A 16,699-nucleotide genomic window follows, 5' to 3' on the forward strand; every position below is an offset into this window, starting at 1 on the left:
AACGCTTAGCCCACTATCGTCCGCCCGGTCCGGTCGGGGCAAGGTCCGGGTCGCGGGAATCTCGGACGGAAAGCCCGGAGCGTTGCGGCTTGGCATCGGCGCCGCGCAGATAGAGGGGTCGCGGCGGTTCGCCGGCGCTCCGCCGCATCGCGATCCGGGCCAGCGCGACGACGTCGACGCGGCCCTCGCCGTTCTCGACGCGGGCGCCGGGAAACGAGGCGGCGAGGATCGACGCGCCGCTGCCGGCGACGACCGCCGGAACGGGCAGCGCTTCGAGCGCCCCCGGCAGGCCGTCGAGGGCGACCGCGATGGGAAGCAGGAATACTGCGTCGTCCGGCCCGAAGCCGGCGAGCCAGACCTCGCCGCGCTTGGCGTCGATCGCCGCAAGCGTCGGGCCGTCGGCGCGAAACGGTTCGGCCAGCGCTTCCAGCGTCGAGACGCCCACTACCGGAAGCCCGAGCGCCAGCGCGAGGCCGCGCGCGGCGGCGACGCCGACGCGAAGCCCGGTGAAGGAGCCCGGGCCGACCGAGACGGCGATGCGGGACAGGTCGCCGTAGGCCGCGCCGGCTTCCTCGAGCACCTCGCCGACGAGCCCCATCAGCCGCTCGGCATGGCCGCGGCCGAGATCCGGGTCGCGGGCGGCGAGCGCCCGCCCGTCGCCCGCGACCAGCGCCACCGAGCAGCGGGAGCCCGCCGTATCGATCGCGAGGATCGGGCCGTTCAAGCCGGGATCAGACAGCCTCGACCGCCTCGACCTCGGGCACGAAATGCCGGAGGAGGTTCTGGATGCCGTGCTTCAGCGTCGCCGTCGAAGACGGGCAGCCCGAGCACGAGCCGCGCATGTTGAGGTAGACCGTGCCGTCACGGAAACCCCGGAAGGTGATGTCGCCGCCATCCTGTGCGACGGCCGGCCGGACCCGCGTTTCCAGGAGTTCCTTCACGGTCGCGACGATCTCGGCGTCGCCGTCGGCGAAGAACTCCTCGCCGGTCTCGGCGGGGGCGGCGGAGGAAGGTGCCATCACGGGCGCGCCGGACATGAAGTGCTCCATGATCGCCGCGAGAATCGAGGGCTTCAGGTGGGCCCAGTCGCCGTCCCGCTTCGTGACGGTCACGAAATCGAAGCCGAAGAAGACGCTCGCGACGCCCGGCACCGCCATCAGCTTGGCGGCGAGCGGCGAGCGGGCGAGCGCGTCGTCGGCGGTCAGGAACTCGGTCGCGCCGTCCTCGTAGACGACGCGGCCGGGCAGGAACTTCAGGGTCGCCGGGTTCGGCGTGGTCTCGGTCTGGATGAACATCGTCCCGTTCCGTGCGAACGTCAGGAAAAGCCGTCGCCTATCAGATAAGCCTTTGTGGGCCGCCGCGAAAGGGCGGCACGCTTCAGGACAGGTGCTCGATCTCATCCGCGGTCAGCGAGCCCGGCAGGATCGTCACGGGAATCGGAAAGGCGGCGGGCTTGCCGACGATCGAGGAGACGAGTGGTCCCGGCCCCTCGCTCGACGTGCCGGCGGCCAGAACCAGGATCGCGATCTCGCGGTCGGCCTCGATGAGCGCGAGGATCTCCTCGGCGACGACGCCCTCGCGCGTCACCACCTCCGGCTCGATGCCGACCGCCTCGCGGATGTCCTCGGCGATGCGCGACAGCCGGGAATTGGCTTCCGACGCGGCCTCCGCCCGCATGATCTCGCCGACGCCGAGCCAGTGCGAGAAGTCCTCCGCCTCGACGACGTAGAGCAGCACGACGCCGCCGCCGCTCGCCTTCGCGCGCCGCGCCGCATAGTTCGCGGCGAGCCCGCATTCGGGCGTCGCGTCGATCACGGCGAGGAACTTGCGTTTGCCGCCGGCGTCCCGGCCGATGCGCATGGAGACCATGGGCGAAGATATGCGCGGGCGAGGCGCCGCCTGCAAGCGGCGATCAGTCGTCCAGCAGGCCGACGATCCGCTTGACATCCCGCATCGTCGTTCCCGCGATCTCGTTCGCCCGCTCGCCGCCGCGGGCGAGGACGCGGTCGATCTCGGCGGGGTCGCCCATGATGCGCCGCATCTCGGCCGTCACCGGTCCCAGCACCTCCACCGCAAGCTCGGCCAGCGCCGGCTTGAACTCGGAGAACTGCCGGCCGCCCTGGTCGCGGATCGCTTCCGCCTTGGTGACGCCCTTCAGCGCCGCGTAGATGCCGACGAGATTGTCGGCCTCGGGCCGGCCGGCGAGCCCTTCCACGTCGCCCGGCAGCGGCAGCGGATCGGTCTTCGCCTTGCGGATCTTGCGCGCGATCGTGTCGGCGTCGTCGGTGAGGTTGATGCGGGACAGGTCGGAGGGGTCCGACTTCGACATCTTCTTCGAGCCGTCCTTCAGGCTCATCACTCGCGTCGCCGGTCCCTCGATCAGCGGCTCGGTCAGCGGAAAGTAGCCGTTCACGTCTTCCTCGCCCATCCGCATCGGGACGCCGAGTTCCAGCGCCTCGATCCGCCCCGAGAAGTCGTTGTTGAACTTCGCCGCGATGTCGCGGGCGAGTTCCAGATGCTGCTTCTGGTCGTCGCCGACCGGCACATGTGTGCCGCGGTAGAGGAGGATGTCGGCCGCCATCAGGCTCGGATAGGCGAGAAGGCCGAGCGAGGCGTTCTCGCGGTCGCGCCCCGCTTTGTCCTTGAACTGCGTCATCCGGTTCATCCAGCCGATGCGCGCGACGCAGTTGAAGATCCAGGCGAGCTCGGCGTGTCCCGGGACCCGGCTCTGGTTGAAGACGATGTGCTTCTCGGGATCGATGCCGGAGGCGATGAAGGCGGCGGCGATCTGGCGGGTCTGCGAGACGAGATCGTCCTGCACGAGCTGTGCCGTCAGGGCGTGGAGGTCGACGACGCAGAAGATGCAGTCGTGACTCGCCTGCAGCTCGACGAACTTCCGGATCGCGCCGAGATAGTTGCCGAGATGCAGGTTGCCGGTCGGCTGGATGCCGGAAAAGACGCGCGGGCTGAAGCCGCGCTCGGATGGGGTGCTCATCGCGGGGATCCTCGGACTGCCGGCCCCGCGGACACGAAGGCCGGCCGCTCTATGGGCCAAGCCGGGAAGTGGATCAAGCCGCTCCCGATTTCGGCTCGATCAGGTCCCATAGGTTGCCGTAGAGGTCGCGGAACACGGCCACCGTCCCGTAGGGCTCGTGCCGCGGCTCCTCGACGAAGACGACGCCCGCCGCCAGCATCGCGGCATGGTCGCGGACGAAATCGTCCGTATGGAGGAAGAAGGCGACTCGCCCGGCAGCCTGGTTGCCGATCGCGGCGCGCTGCGCCTCGTCCGCGGCCAGCGCGATGAGCAGGCCGCATCCGCCCTTCGGCCCGACGACGACCCAGCGCTTGCCCTCCCCGAGCGGCGTGTCGTCACGGAGGCGGAAGCCCGGCAGGGCGGCGTACCAGCCGATCGCCTCGTCGTAGTCGGCGACGAGGACGGTCGCGAGCGCGATCCGGCTCATGCGCGACGCTCCTTCCGACGGTTCAGCAGCCGCTTGACCAGCGCCCGGTCCACCGCGCCGGTGGCGAGCGCGAGGGCGAAGTAGATCGCCATCGCGACGGCGACGAGAACCAGGATGCCGGACACCTGTTCCGGCACCTTCGAGCCCGGTCCGATCCAGGCGGCGAACTCCGCCCGCAGCACGTAGAGCACCGCCCCCATCGCCAGCGACGAGCCGACGACGAGCGCCGCCCGCTTCGCCAGCGCCCGGTCGAGCTCCCAGAGACCGCGCCGCCTGAGGCCGTCGAACAGGAGGCCGGCATTGATCCAGCCGGCGAGCGTCGTCGCCAGCGCGATCCCCTGCTCAGCCATGGTGTAGAACAGTGCGAGCGACAGGACGATGTTGGCGAGCGCCGAGGCGCCGGTGACGACCATCGGCGTCCGCGTGTCCTCGCGCGCGAAGTAGCCCGGCGAGAAGACCTTGATCAGGACGAAGGCCGGCAAGCCGAGGGCATAGAGGCCGAGCACCGCGCCGACGGCGTGGGTGGTGGAGGGCTCGAAGGCGCCACGCTCGTAGATCAGCCGGATGATCGGGTCCGGGATGACGAAGAGCGCGACGGCGGCCGGGACGGTCAGGAACAGCGCGAATTCGAGCGAGCGGTTCTGCGTGTGCTGCGCCTCGGCGATGCGGCCGGCCTTCAGCGAACGTGCAAGTTCCGGCAGGAGCACGGTGCCGATCGCGACGCCGACCATGCCGAGCGGAAGCTGGTACGGCCGGTCGGCATATTGCAGGATCGATACCGCGCCCGGCTTGTAGGAGGCGATCGCCTGGCCGACGAAGAGGTTGATCTGCGTGATGCCGCCGATCAGCGCGGCCGGGCCGGCGAGAACCAGGAGGCGTTTCAGCTTTCTCGTCCAGCGAGGGACGCGCAGCCCGATGCCGAAGCCGGCGATCCGCATCGCCACCGTCACCATCAGGAGCTGCGCGACGCCGGCGACGAGGACGCCCCAGCTCATCAGGTATCCGACCTCGCGCTGCGGCGCGCCGTGCCAAAAGCCCCAGACGAGCACGGCGATCAGCACGAAGTTCAGGATCGACGGCGCGACGGCGGCGGCGAAGAAGCGGCGGAAGGCGTTGAGGATGCCCGACACCATCGCCAGCATCGACATGCAGGCGAGATAGGGGAACATGATCCGCGAATAGGCGATGGTGATCGCCAGGCGGTCGTCGCAGGAGATCGCCTGGCGCGCCGGCACCGTCGGGTCGTCGACGCAGGTCGCGAGGCCCGGCGCGATGATCGTCTTCACCAGCGCCGGCATGAAGACCATGGCGACGACGGTCAGCGTGCCCAGCACCACGAAGAGCGTCGAGAAGATCTCGGTCGCGAAGTCGCGGGCCGCCTCCTCCCCCTCCTCCTCCAGCGAGCGGGCGAAGAGCGGGATGAAGGCCGAGTTGAACGCCCCTTCCGCGAAGAGGCGGCGGAAGAGGTTCGGGAAGCGGAAGGCGAGGTTGAAGGCGTCGGCCACCGGCCCGATGCCGAGGGCGGAGGCCATCATCATCTCGCGGCCGAAGCCGAAGATGCGGCTGAAGAGGGTCGCGCCGCCGACGGTCGCGAACTTGCCCGCCAGACTCATTGCTGCGCGGTCCGGATGCCGAAGGCGCGGTCGGAGCGCATGGCGGCGGGCGACGTCGCCTCGCCGTCCGGCTCCTCGAAGACGGCCGTCAGGCGGCGCACGATCCGCTCGATCCGGCTTTCGCTGGAAACCTTCATGCCGGTGAGGTCCGTGACGTAGAAGACGTCGACCACCTTTTCGCCGTAGGTCGAGATGTGGGCGGAGCGGATGTCGAGCGAAAGATCGGCGAGCGCGCCGGTCATGTCGGACAGGATGCCCGGCCGGTCGAGACCTTCCACCTCCACCACGGTGAACTGGTTCGAAAGCTGGTTGTCGATCGTCACCTGCGGCTGCACGGCGAAGGCGGCGGGCCCGCGCGCCCCGCGCCGCTTGGCGATGAGCCCCGGCATCGCCTCCCGGCCGCCGAGCAGCGCCCGGATATGCGCGTCGATCCGCGCCGCCCGGCGCATCTCGTCGGCATCCTCCGCGAAGGCGCGGTTGAGGTTGATCACGTCGAGCGCCCGCCCGTCCGCCATGGTGAAGATCTGCGCGTCGGCGATGTTGGCGCCGGCCGCGGCGCAGCCGCCCGTCAGCAGCGACAGGAGGCGCGGATGGTCGGGGCAGAGGACGGTCAGCTCGGTGATCGCCGTGAACGCGTCGGTGCGGGCAACCGTCGCGATCGGGTCCGCGCCGCGGTCCGCGGCCCGTACGAACTCGGCGTGGCGGACCTGATCGTCGAGCGACACGGTCAGGAAGTAGTTCTGGTAGTGGAGATCGATGTAGCGCTCCCGCTCGGCGGCCGACCAGTCGGCGAGACGCGCAGCCAGCGCCGCCTTCGCGCCTTCGAGGCGCTTGGCGCGCGGCGTCTGCGAGAAGCCGCCGGTCAGCACCGGCTCGGTCTCGTAGTAGAGGTTGCGGATGAGCTGGCCCTTCCAGCCGTTCCAGACGCCGGGTCCCACCGCGCGGATGTCGCAGACGGTGAGGACGGTCAGGAGCTTCAGCCGCTCCAGCGTCTGCACCTTCTCGGCGAAGTCGAGGATGGTCTTGCGGTCGCCGAGGTCGCGCTGCTGCGCCACCATCGACATGATGAGATGGTCGGCGACCAGCCAGGAGACGAGCTCGGTCTCGCGCTCGTCGAGGCCGAAGCGCGGGCAGAGCTCCAGCGCGATCTTCGCCCCGGCGCGCGAATGGTCCTCGGGCCGCCCCTTGGCGATGTCGTGGAGGAGCAGCGCCACGTAGAGGGGGGTGCGGTCGCGCATGGTCGCGACGATCTCGGTGGAGACCGGGTGGTCGTGCTCGAACGCGCCCTTCTCGATCTTCGAGAGCATCGCGATCGAACGCAGGAGATGCTCGTCCACGGTGTAATGGTGGTACATGTTGAACTGCATCATCGAGACGATGCGCCCGAAATCCGGGATGAAGCGGCCGAGCACCCCGGCCTCGTTCATCCGCCGGAGATGCAGCTCCGGGTCGTGGCGGTCGGTGAGGACGTCGAGGAAGAGCTTGTTGGCCTCGGGGTTCTCGCGCAAGGTCCGGTCGACGAGCCGCAGCGAGCGGCGGATCAGCTTCAGCGCGTCCGGGTGGTATTCGAGCTTCAGGGCGGCCGCGAGCGCAAAGATGCGCACGAGGTTCACCGGGTCCTTCGCGAAGACCTTGGCGTCCGCGACCGTGATGCGGTCGTGGTCGACGAGGAAGTCGAGCGTGCCGGGAATCTTGCGGGAGCGGTGGCGCAGCGAGCGCACGAAGCCCATGACCATGCCGGGCGATTCCTTCGCCTGCTCGTCCTCGAGCGCGGCGCAGAAGATGCCGGTGAGGTCGCCGACGTCCTTAGCGATCAGGAAGTAGTGCTTCATGAAGCGCTCGACGTCGCGAAGGCCCGGATGCGAGTTGTAGCCGAGCCGGCTCGCGATCTCGGGCTGGATGTCGAAGGAAAGGCGCTCCTCGGCCTTGCCGGTCAGGAAGTGCATGTGGCAGCGCACCGCCCAGAGGAAGTCGGCCGCCTTGCGGAAGGTCGCGGCCTCGCCGCGCGAGAAGACGCCCGCCGCAACCAGCTCCTCCTCGCGCTCGGCGCGGTAGAAGTCCTTGGCGATCCAGAACAGCGTGTGGAGGTCGCGCAGGCCCCCCTTGCCCTCCTTGACGTTCGGCTCGACGAGATAGCGCGTGTCGCCGCTCTTCGCATGCCGCGCATCTCGCTCGGCCAGCTTGGCGGCGATGAAGGCGCGGCCGGTCCCTTCCTGCACATCCTTCGCGAAGCGCGCGGAGAGCTCGGCGAACAGCGCCGGCTCGCCGTGGATGAGCCGCCGCTCCAGGATCGAGGTGCGGATCGTCATGTCCTCCTTCGACAGGCGGACGCACTCCTCCACCGAGCGCGTCGCATGCCCGACTTTGAAGCCGAGGTCCCAGAGCATGTAGAGGAGGTATTCGACGAGCTGCTCGCCGAGCGGCGTCTGCTTCCAGGGCAGGAGGAACAGGAGGTCGATGTCGGAGCCGGGGGCGAGCGCGCCCCGGCCGTAGCCGCCGACCGCCACCACCGCCATGCGTTCGGCGCTCGACAGGTTCGCCGCGTCGAAGACGTGCGCCGCCGCGAAATCGAGGATGGCGCGGATCACTTCGTCCTGCAGGGCCGACAGGCGCCGGGCGCAGCCGAGCCCGCTGCCGTCGGAGAACAGCATCGCCTCGGCCTGGCGACGGCCTTCCGCGATCCGTCCCTTCAGAAAGGCCTGGACGCTGGCCCTGACCGCGGGCGAGGCCGCCCCGCCGGGGCCTTCCGCCGCGAGCGCCGCCATCCGCGGCAGGAGCGAGCCGACCTCGATCACGCCTTCCGGATCGGCCGGCTGCGGCACGGCGGCCGGCGGGGCCGCGGCTTCGGAAACGCGTCGGTTGAGGAAGGGCATCAAGGGTTCGGTCCTGCCGGGCGCGAAGCTTCACCGAAGCGTCGCGTTCCGTTCGAGCGTCGCCCTATAAGGGCTATCGCCGCAGGAGGATAGGCCGAACGGCTGACCGGGGCGTTAAGCGCGCCCGGATGCCCGGCGACGGCGCGCCCGTCACGTCATCGCCTTCAGGCGATAGAGCGCGTCCAGCGCTTCGCGGGGGCTCAGCGCGTCGAGATCGAGGCTCTTGAGGGCCTCGACCGCGGCGGGCGGTTCGGCCGGCGCCGCCGGCTCCTGCCGGCTGGCCGCCGCCGAGAACAGCGGCAGGTCGTCGACGAAGGCCGCGCGCCGCCCTTCGCCGGAGCGCTCCAGCTGCCGGAGGACGTCGCGGGCGCGGGTGACGACGCGGGGCGGCAGTCCGGCGAGCTTGGCGACCTGGATGCCGTAGGAGCGGTCGGCCGTGCCGGGCCGCACCTCGTGGAGGAAGACGACGTCGCCCTGCCATTCCTTGACGCGCATCGTGGCGTTCGACAGCCGGTCGAGCCGGGCGGACAGCGCCGTCATCTCGTGGAAATGCGTCGCGAACAGCGCCCGGCAGCGGTTGACCTCGTGGAGATGCTCGACCGCCGCGAAGGCGATCGACAAGCCGTCATAGGTCGAGGTGCCGCGCCCGATCTCGTCGAGGATCACGAGGGAGCGCGGGCCGGCCTGGTTGAGGATCGCCGCGGTCTCCACCATCTCGACCATGAAGGTGGAGCGCCCTTCGGCGAGGTCGTCGGAAGCGCCGACGCGGCTGAACAGCCGGTCGACTGTGCCGAGATGCGCGGTTGCCGCCGGCACGAAGCTGCCGGCCTGCGCGAGGACGGCGATCAGCGCGTTCTGGCGCAGGAACGTCGACTTGCCGCCCATGTTCGGCCCGGTGACGAGCCAGATCGCGCCGCCGCGGTGACTGCCGGCCTCGCCCGACAAATCGCAGTCGTTGGGGACGAAAGGGTCGCCGGAGCCGCTCTTCAGCGCCGCCTCCACCACCGGGTGCCGCCCGCCCTCGATGCGGAAGGCGAGGCTGTCGTCGACGAGGGGGCGCGTCCAGTTCTCGGCGCTCGCGAGGTCGGCGAGCGCCGCGGAGACGTCCAGAACGGCGAGGGCCTGCGCCGCATCGCGGATCGGGGCGGCCGCCTCGCAGACAAGGACGACGAGCCGCTCGAAGGCGTCGAGTTCCAGCTTCAGGGCCGTCGCGGCGGCGGCGGCGATGCGGCTTTCGAGGTCCGCGAGTTCGCCCGTCGAGAAGCGCATGCAGTTCGCCATGGTCTGGCGATGGAAGAAGCGGCGGCGCGCCTCCTCCGTGCCGTTCAGCGCCCCCGCCTGCGCCTCGGCCACCTCGATGAAGTAGCCGAGCACGTTGTTGTGCTTGATCTTCAGGGAGCGGATGCCGGTCTCGGCCGCGTAGGTTGCCTGGAGTTCCATGATCACCCGCCGCGACTCGTCGCGCAGGCTCCGCGCCTCGTCGAGGTCGGGGATCGCGCCCGCTGCCACGAAGCCGCCGTCGCGCTTCTGCAGCGGCAGGTCGTCGCCGAGCGTTCGCGACAGCTCGGCTTCGAGGTCGCCCGGCAGCGCGCGCAGTTGCCCGGCGGCCTCGCCGAGTTCGTGCGTGAGGGCCTCAGCCCCCGCCAGCACGGCGGCGGTTTCGCGCGCGCCTTCGAGGAAGGTGCGGAGCGCGCCGAGATCGCGCGGTCCGCCGCGGCCGAGCGCGACGCGCGACAGCGCCCGCTCGCCGTCCGGCAGACCCTTCAGGCCGGCGCGCAGCGCGTCGCCGAGGCGGCGCTCGGCGAGAAGGAAGGAAACGGCGTCGTGCCGTCGCGCGATCGCCGCGGCCTTGGCCAAAGGGTTGGCGATCCGCGCGGCGAGAAGGCGCGAGCCGGCGCCCGTCACGGTCCGATCCACCGCGCCGAGGAGGCTCCCCTCGCGCCTGCCCGCGACCGAGCGGGTCAGTTCGAGGCTGGCGCGCGTCGCCGGATCGATCAGCATGGTCTCGCCGGTCTCGACGCGGGCGAGCCGGCCGAGCGGCGGGCGGGCCGCGACCTGCGTGCGCGCCAGATAGGCGAGGAGGCCGGCGGCGGCGGCGAGCTCGGCCCGCGCGAAGTCGCCGAAGCCGCCCATCGTCGCGACGTCGAAGAAGCGGGCGAGCCGGCCTTCCGCGGTCGCGCCGTCGAAAAGGCTGGCGGGCTCGGGCCGCGCGAGCCGGCCGAGGCTGGCGAAGACAGGCTTCAACGCCTCGTCGTGGAACAGCGCGTCGCCGACGACGAGCTCGGCCGGGTCGATCGCGCGGATGTCGGCGAGAAGCCGCCCGGCCTCGGTCGAGCGCACGGCGAAGGCGCCGGTGGACAACTCGGCCCACGCGATCGCGAAGGCCCCGTTCGCCCCGCCGAGCCGCGCCATCGCCGCGACGTGGTTCGGGCGGCCTGGCTCCAGCAGCGCTTCCTCGGTGATCGTGCCGGGCGTCACGAGCCGCACGACGTCGCGCCGCACCACCGACTTGCCCCCGCGCTTCTTCGCCTCCGCCGGGTCCTCGACCTGCTCGCAGACCGCGACGCGATGGCCGAGCGAGATGAGTTTGGCGAGATATTCGTCGGCCGAGACCACCGGCACGCCGGCCATCGGGATGTCCTGGCCGAGATGCTTGCCGCGCTTGGTCAGCGCGATGCCGAGCGCGCGGGCGGCCACCGCCGCGTCCTCGAAGAACAGCTCATAGAAGTCGCCCATCCGGTAGAACAGCAGCGAGTCGGCGTTGGCCGCCTTGATCTCGATGTACTGCGCCATCATCGGCGTCGGCGCGCCGCCGCCGCTCGTGTCCGTCGCCGAAATCGCCGCGTTCTCCGCCATCCGCCGTCCGGGCCGGACCCTATCCTCCCTGTGGCGGAAATGACAGCCGCCGGCCCGATTCGTCCCCAGCGCCGGCCGGCTTAACGCATCCGATGGGGCCTGCGTGGCATTCGCTCATGGAACGATTGCGGTATGGCTGAATTTCGATCATGCTGTACCCATATCGGCATATGTGAATTACAGCCGGCCGCGTTTGACGCGTCTTCCGGCACCGTGTCGAGCTGATCGATGAAAGCGAAGCTGTTGCGTTCCCTCGTCCTTCTTGCCGCGCTGGCGCTGCCGGCGGCGAGAGCCGGCGCACAGGCGCCGGCGAAGGCCGCGCAGCCCGCGCGCGTCAACGTCTACCAGTACGCGGTGGACAACCCGGTGGAGAACGCGACCCTGAAGATCGCGCCGAGCCTCGGCGCGTCGGTGCCGGTCGGCGTGCAGCTCACGCCTTGCGCGGACGAGAAGACCTACAGCTACTTCTACTACAACGGCCTGCCGGTGATCGTGGAGCAGTCGACGCGCAGCGTCGTGCGCATCGGCCACTAGCGATCGGACCACTCCGAAGCGGTCCGGCGGTTCCTTTCCGCCAGCCCTCTGCCGCCGGTCCCCGTCCCGCCGCCGCCGTCAGGCGACGAAGCGGCGGCCGGCGTCGCTGCCGTAATAGGTGACGTAGCGGGCGTTGATGTTGTCCACCGGCAGGACGACGAGCACGTCGACCGTGCCGAACTGCCGGTCGACCACGGCTTCCGGGCCGATCACGCCGCCAATCCGCAGATAACCCTTCAGAAGCGGCGGCAGGAGGCCGAGCGCCCGCTTGGCGTCGGCGGGAACGGCGTTGGCCGGCAGCGGCACGGCGCGGCCTTCCAGCGCGCCGACGCGCCATTCGGCCGGGGCCGGCGCGGCGGAGCCGAGGAGGGCCAGCGGCGCGGCGAGGAGGGCCGGATCGTCGCCCTCCAGCGAGGCGCAGCCGAACAGGACGTCGACCCGGTGCTCCAGCACATAGGCCCAGATCCCCTGCCAGAGGAGTTCCACCGTCCGCTTCGAGCGGTATTCCTTCAGGACGCAGGAGCGGCCGAGTTCCAGGAAGCGCTTGTCGGGATGCCGCTTGAGAAGTTCCTCGATCCGGAACTCGCCGGCCGTGTAGTAGCCACCGGCCCGTGCCGCTCCTTCGGGCAGCATCAGCCGGTAGGTCCCGACGATCGCGTCCGTGCCGCTGGCCGTTTCCACGACGAGGAGGTGGTCGCAGAAGCGGTCGAACGAATCGCTGTCGCGGCGCGACGCCTGCTGCCGGCGCGACGCCTTCGCCGACATCTCCTCGAAGAAGACGCGGTAGCGAAGCTCCTGCGCCGCCCGCACCTCGGTCGCCGAGCGCGCCAGGCGAACCTCGAGCGTTCCGAGTCGCCCCAGCACTCTCGATGCCGCGCGTCCGGTCTTGCCCGCCGCCGGGGCGGGAAGCGTTCCGATGTCAGCCGCCATGCTCATCCGATCGTCGTCCCCATCTTCGCGACGAGCCCCCGCCCTGTCTAACATAAGCACGGCGGCGCGAAAATTTGATGACCCGCTTCGCCCTGCGTATCAATCCGTCCGTTCGACGACGCGCCGGTCGCGGCGCGTCGGCAGGAACTCGTCGAGGACGATCAGCGCCGCACCGACCGAGATGCAGGCGTCGGCGAGGTTGAACACCGCGAAGCTCCAGACCGGCGTGTGGAAGTAGACGTAATCGACGACGTAGCCGAGGCGGACGCGGTCGATCAGGTTGCCCAGCGCCCCGCCGACGATGATCGCGAAGGCGAAATGCGACAGGCGGCGGTCGGCGGGGGTCTTCCACCAGAGCCACCCGACGAAGACGAGCACCAGCAGCGCCAGCGCGGCGAGGCCGAGATCGCCGAGCCCCGCGAACATCGAGAAGGCGATACCCTCGTTCCGCGCATGGTAGAGCGCGAGGAACGGCAGGAGCTCGATCGCCGAGCCGAGCGGCATGGTCGCGACCACCAGCGCCTTCACCCCCTGGTCGAGGAGGACGGCGAACGCGACGATCAGGAGATCGAGGACGGTGCGGCGGCTCACAGCGTCAACGCCTTCCGCCGCGCCTCGAACAGCATCACGCCGGTCGCGACCGCAAGGTTCAGGCTGTCGGCGCGGCCGGCCTGCGGGATGCGCAGGAGCTTGTCGCAGGCGCCCGCCAGCGGCTCCGACAGGCCGGCCTGCTCGTTGCCCATCAGGAGCACCACGGGCCGCCCGCTGTAGTCCGGCTCGCGATAGTCGAGCGTGCCGCGCATGTGCGTGCCGGCGACGAGGCCCTTGAACCCTTTCCGCCATTCGAGGAAAGCGCTTTCCGAAACCCTCGCGAGCGGCACGGCGAAGATCGAGCCCATCGTCGCCCGCACCGCTTCCAGCGAGAACGGGTCGACGCATTCGCCGACGAGCACGAGGCCTTTCGCGCCAGCCGCGTCCGCGGTCCTGAGGATCGTGCCGAGATTGCCGGGATCGCGCACCCGGTCGAGCGCAACGACGACGCCGTCCGCCCCGAAGCCGAGTTTGTCCAACGGCACCGTCTTCTGCCGGAAGACGCCGATCGCGCTCTGCGGGTTGTCGCGACGCGAGATCGCCTCCATCACCTTCGCGCTCCCCTCCACCACGTCCGCGCCGACGGCCCGGGCGCGCGCGGCCGTCTTCTGCAGCAGCTCGCCGTGGATTTCGGCCTTGGCGACGGCGAGCGTCCGCAGCGTCCAGCCGGCATCGAGCGCGTCGAGCACCAGCTTCAGCCCTTCGGCGAGGAACAGCCCCGTCTCGTCGCGGTGCTTCTTCTGGGACAGCGCCCGGATGTCCTTGACGATCGGGTTGGCGACGCTCGACAGGTCCTTGACCCTGCCGGGCGCGGCGAGGGTCGCCGGACCTCGCTCCCGCCTGTCCCTGTCCGCCATGTCAGTCCCTCGTCCAACGCGAGAAGAGCGAGGTCGAAAGGTCGCGCGCCTCCGGCCCCGTTTCGGAAATCACCAGTTCGCCCGATTCCACCGTGCCGCCCATGCCGCGGAAGGCCTCGCGCATCAGCGCCGAAAGCGAGAAGAACGAGGCGCGGATCGAATAGGCGGTGAGGATGGCGAGCATGGCCCGCTCGCTCATCAGCTCGCGTGTGAGGGCGAGGAGGTAGGGCAGGTCCTCGAACAGCTCCCAGACCTCGCCCTTCGGCCCGCGGCCGTAGCGCGGCGGGTCGAGCAGGACGACGTCGTAGCGGCTGCCGCGCTTCACCTCGCGCTCGGCGTAGCGCACCGCGTCCTCGCAGATCCAGCGGATCGGCGCGGCGTCCAACCCGGCGACGGCGGCGTTCTCGCGGCCCCAGAGGATCGCCTTCTTCGAGGCGTCGACATGCGTCACCTCGGCTCCGGCGCGCGCAGCGATGAGTGTCGCGACGCCGGTATAGCCGAAGAGGTTCAGGACGCGCGCCCCGCGGCCGACGGCTTCGATCGCCCCCACGGTCGCGGCCCAGTGCTCGGCCTGCTCCGGAAAGACGCCGACATGGCGGTAGGACGTGAAACGGCCGAGATAGGCGAGGCCGTCGTGCCGGAGCGGCCAGGTCTCGCCGAGCGGCACCTTCGGAAAGCGCCAGCGCCCGATCCCCTCCTCGTCCGTGTCGCCGGTGAAGACGGCGTCGGCCGCATCCCAGTCGCGCATGGGCAAACGACGGTTCCAGATCGCCTGGTTCTCCGGCCGGCGGATCATGAGCGGGCCGTAGCGCTCCAGCTTCTCGGTTCCGCCCGAATCGAGAAGCGCGTAGTCGTCGCTCCCCTCGACGCGCAGGATGACGGCCGAACGCTCGGCCGGCCGCGCCCCGCCATGCGGCGGAAGTTCGAGGCGGCGTCCACCGCCGCCGCCGCTCTCGCCCTCGTCCGGCCGGCGGGCGGGCCGTTCCGCCCCCCGATCGTGCTTCGCTTTCGCCATCGCGCTTCTCTTAGCGATAGCGCGCGGCTTGAGAAAGCCGTGAAAACCGGCATCCTCCGCGGCACGCGTCCGCCGGGCGCGGCAGGGAGAAGGAAGGCCGCATGGATCTCAAGGGCGAATACCGGCTGCCGGCACCGCGGGACACCGTATGGGAAGCGTTGAACGATCCGGCGGTGCTGCGCGCCTGCATTCCGGGCTGCGAGAGCCTGGAGCGGAACGGCGACAACCTCGCCGCCGCCGTGACCGCCAAGATCGGCCCGGTGAAGGCGAAGTTCAACGGCGAGGTCCGGCTGGAGAACGTCCAGGCCCCCGAGAGCTACCGGATCGTCGGCGAGGGCAAGGGCGGCATCGCCGGCTTCGCCAAGGGCAGCGCCGACGTCCACCTCGCCGAGGACGGGGCGGAGACGATCCTCACCTACACGGTCGACGCGCAGGTCGGCGGCAAGCTCGCCCAGCTCGGCGGCCGCCTGATCGAGGGCTCGGCGAAGAAGCTGTCCGGCCAGTTCTTCGACAACTTCGCCGCCCACGTCACCGGCGGCGCCAAGTCTCAAGGCGAGGGCGAAACCGAAGCGGTGGCCTGATCCTCCAACGATTCGAAAACCAGCACCGCCGCGGCAAGGTCCTCCAGCGCCGCGCCGGTGGATTTGAAGAGCGTGATCTCGCCGGCCGATTCGCGCCCGCTCGCGGTGCCTCGGCAGAGCTCGAAAAGGTCCGCCACGACGCGCGATGCCTCGAACGCGCCCGCCGCGACGGCCTGGACGAGGTCGCCGCCCTCTGTGAGCGCCCCGTCCCGCGTGTCGACGAAGACGCGCGCGCGGCGCACCGCCTCGTCGTCCGATTCGCGCATGTCGGGCGCGAAGGCTCCGACGAGATCGACATGGGTACCGGGTTCGAGGAACCGCCCGCGCACCAGCGCTTCGCGCGACAGCGTCGCGGCGGAAACCACGTCCGCCCCGGCGACAGCCGCGTCGAGGTCCGGCGCGGCCTCGACCGCGATCCCCGCCTCGCCGAGCTGGGTGACGAGCGCCTCGACGCGCTCGGGCGAGCGGTTCCAGATGAGCGTTCGACGGATCGGCCGCACCGCGCGCATCGCGCGGATCAGGAACGGCGCCATCGCGCCGGCGCCGATCACGAGATGCGTCGCCGAATCCTTCCTCGCGAGGAACGTCGCGGCAAGCGCCGATGCCGCCGCCGTGCGCCAGGCCGTCAGCGACGGGCCGTCCACGAGGGCGACCGGCTGCAGCGTCGCGCCGTCGAGGAGAAGATAGCTGCCGAGCACGGAGGGCAGGCCGACCGCCGCGTTGTCCGGCGACACGGACACGATCTTGACGCCGGCATAGCCGTTCGCCTTGCGGCGGAAGTCGGTCCAGGCCGGCATGAGGAGCAGCGTCGAATCGGCTGCTTCCCCGTTCCGCTCGATGCGGTGGTGGTGGCGCACCGGCTGCACGACCGCGCCGGCGAAGGCGCTCCGCAGCGCGGCGATCAGGCGCGGAAAGTCGAGGAGCCGGTCGACGTCGGCGGCGGAAACGATGCGCAAGCCGAAGCCGCCGCTCAGACGGGACGCGGTGCGGCCAGCGCGGTTCCGGTGGCGTGCGGCAGCGCGGCAGCGCGGCTTTCGCGCTCCTGCCGCAGCCGCTCGCGGGCGTCGTCCGCCTCGCGTTTCAGGCGGTCGATCTCCTGGCGGCGCTTCCAGGCGGCGCTGCGGTAATGCGCCTGCGTGAACCAGGTGCCGATGCCGCCGATGACGGTGCCGACGATCAGCGCCGCCATCAGCGCCAGGAACAACGGAATCTGGTAGACGAACTGCGGCAGCGTGCCGAACGGGTCGAGCGACACCGTCACCGGCGCGCGGTTCGCGACGCAGAACACGACGATCAGGATCGCAAGCGGCACGAGGATCACGAAGGACAGGAAGCGGGAGATCATCACGAACCTCGGGCGTCGCGGGTTGCCCCCGATATGGCGGCAC

16 protein-coding genes are annotated in these 16,699 nt (G+C 70.5%); 2 read left to right on the forward strand and 14 right to left on the reverse strand.

The annotated features are described in order from the left end of the window. Window positions 1–13 precede the first annotated feature (13 nt). The 8 genes from tsaB to mutS all read right to left on the reverse strand — a co-directional run bounded on the left by tsaB (window position 14) and on the right by mutS (window position 10,803). Window positions 14–724, reverse strand: a complete 711-nt coding sequence (gene tsaB, locus F6X38_RS01890; protein ID WP_246191135.1) for a tRNA (adenosine(37)-N6)-threonylcarbamoyltransferase complex dimerization subunit type 1 TsaB — start codon at window positions 722–724, stop codon at window positions 14–16. 7 nt (window positions 725–731) lie between these two features. Beyond that, window positions 732–1,295, reverse strand: coding sequence for a NifU family protein (locus F6X38_RS01895; RefSeq protein ID WP_150967829.1), 564 nt, complete (start codon window positions 1,293–1,295; stop codon window positions 732–734). Window positions 1,296–1,377: 82 nt separating this feature from the next. Beyond that, window positions 1,378–1,869, reverse strand: coding sequence for a universal stress protein (locus F6X38_RS01900; RefSeq protein WP_150967830.1), 492 nt, complete (start codon window positions 1,867–1,869; stop codon window positions 1,378–1,380). A gap of 43 nt (window positions 1,870–1,912) precedes the next feature. Next, window positions 1,913–2,995 (reverse strand): tryptophan--tRNA ligase, encoded by a 1,083-nt coding sequence (gene trpS / locus F6X38_RS01905; RefSeq protein ID WP_150967831.1) that lies wholly within the window; start codon window positions 2,993–2,995, stop codon window positions 1,913–1,915. 73 nt (window positions 2,996–3,068) lie between these two features. Beyond that, the gene (locus tag F6X38_RS01910; protein ID WP_150967832.1) at window positions 3,069–3,461 is read right to left on the reverse strand and encodes a VOC family protein; all 393 of its coding nucleotides are present in this window, start codon (window positions 3,459–3,461) and stop codon (window positions 3,069–3,071) included. After that, window positions 3,458–5,074: a murein biosynthesis integral membrane protein MurJ gene (murJ, locus tag F6X38_RS01915; protein ID WP_150967833.1), complete on the reverse strand. Its 1,617-nt coding sequence runs from the start codon at window positions 5,072–5,074 to the stop codon at window positions 3,458–3,460. Before murJ ends, F6X38_RS01910 begins: the two co-directional genes overlap by 4 nt. Next, window positions 5,071–7,839, reverse strand: a complete 2,769-nt coding sequence (locus tag F6X38_RS01920; RefSeq protein WP_425482814.1) for a [protein-PII] uridylyltransferase — start codon at window positions 7,837–7,839, stop codon at window positions 5,071–5,073. The genes murJ and F6X38_RS01920 overlap by 4 nt, the downstream gene beginning before the upstream one ends. Before the next feature lie 258 nt (window positions 7,840–8,097). Next, entirely contained in the window at window positions 8,098–10,803 is a 2,706-nt protein-coding gene (gene mutS, locus F6X38_RS01925; protein WP_150967835.1) for a DNA mismatch repair protein MutS, read from the reverse strand. 228 nt (window positions 10,804–11,031) lie between these two features. On the opposite strand from mutS, the gene F6X38_RS01930 reads away from it, so the two are divergent. Beyond that, the gene (locus F6X38_RS01930) at window positions 11,032–11,337 is read left to right on the forward strand and encodes a DUF1236 domain-containing protein (RefSeq protein WP_150967836.1); all 306 of its coding nucleotides are present in this window, start codon (window positions 11,032–11,034) and stop codon (window positions 11,335–11,337) included. A gap of 78 nt (window positions 11,338–11,415) precedes the next feature. Here F6X38_RS01930 and olsB read toward each other — a convergent pair whose 3' ends face one another. The 4 genes from olsB to F6X38_RS01945 all read right to left on the reverse strand — a co-directional run bounded on the left by olsB (window position 11,416) and on the right by F6X38_RS01945 (window position 14,730). Continuing rightward, complete coding sequence (gene olsB, locus F6X38_RS01935) at window positions 11,416–12,273, reverse strand: l-ornithine N(alpha)-acyltransferase (protein WP_343033182.1); 858 nt, start codon at window positions 12,271–12,273, stop codon at window positions 11,416–11,418. Between the two features lie 93 nt (window positions 12,274–12,366). After that, entirely contained in the window at window positions 12,367–12,858 is a 492-nt protein-coding gene (gene lspA, locus F6X38_RS01940) for a signal peptidase II (protein WP_246191136.1), read from the reverse strand. Then, window positions 12,855–13,715 (reverse strand): TrmH family RNA methyltransferase, encoded by an 861-nt coding sequence (locus F6X38_RS23820; protein WP_246191137.1) that lies wholly within the window; start codon window positions 13,713–13,715, stop codon window positions 12,855–12,857. The genes lspA and F6X38_RS23820 overlap by 4 nt, the downstream gene beginning before the upstream one ends. A 1-nt stretch (window position 13,716) precedes the next feature. Further along, complete coding sequence (locus tag F6X38_RS01945) at window positions 13,717–14,730, reverse strand: RsmD family RNA methyltransferase (protein WP_150967839.1); 1,014 nt, start codon at window positions 14,728–14,730, stop codon at window positions 13,717–13,719. A 101-nt stretch (window positions 14,731–14,831) separates the two neighbouring features. On the opposite strand from F6X38_RS01945, the gene F6X38_RS01950 reads away from it, so the two are divergent. Continuing rightward, a complete protein-coding gene (locus tag F6X38_RS01950) occupies window positions 14,832–15,311 on the forward strand; it encodes an SRPBCC family protein (RefSeq protein WP_150967840.1) in 480 nt (159 codons plus the stop codon). Here F6X38_RS01950 and lhpI read toward each other — a convergent pair. After that, the gene (gene lhpI / locus F6X38_RS01955; protein WP_150967841.1) at window positions 15,278–16,267 is read right to left on the reverse strand and encodes a bifunctional Delta(1)-pyrroline-2-carboxylate/Delta(1)-piperideine-2-carboxylate reductase; all 990 of its coding nucleotides are present in this window, start codon (window positions 16,265–16,267) and stop codon (window positions 15,278–15,280) included. The two genes, F6X38_RS01950 and lhpI, sit on opposite strands and share 34 nt — an antisense overlap. 14 nt (window positions 16,268–16,281) lie before the next feature. After that, window positions 16,282–16,656, reverse strand: coding sequence for a lipopolysaccharide assembly protein LapA domain-containing protein (locus F6X38_RS01960; RefSeq protein ID WP_150967842.1), 375 nt, complete (start codon window positions 16,654–16,656; stop codon window positions 16,282–16,284). Between the last annotated feature and the right edge of the window lie 43 nt (window positions 16,657–16,699).

Origin of the sequence: Plantimonas leprariae (assembly GCF_008802405.1) — a bacterium.
Classification (GTDB): Bacteria; Pseudomonadota; Alphaproteobacteria; order Rhizobiales; family Rhizobiaceae; genus Plantimonas; species Plantimonas leprariae.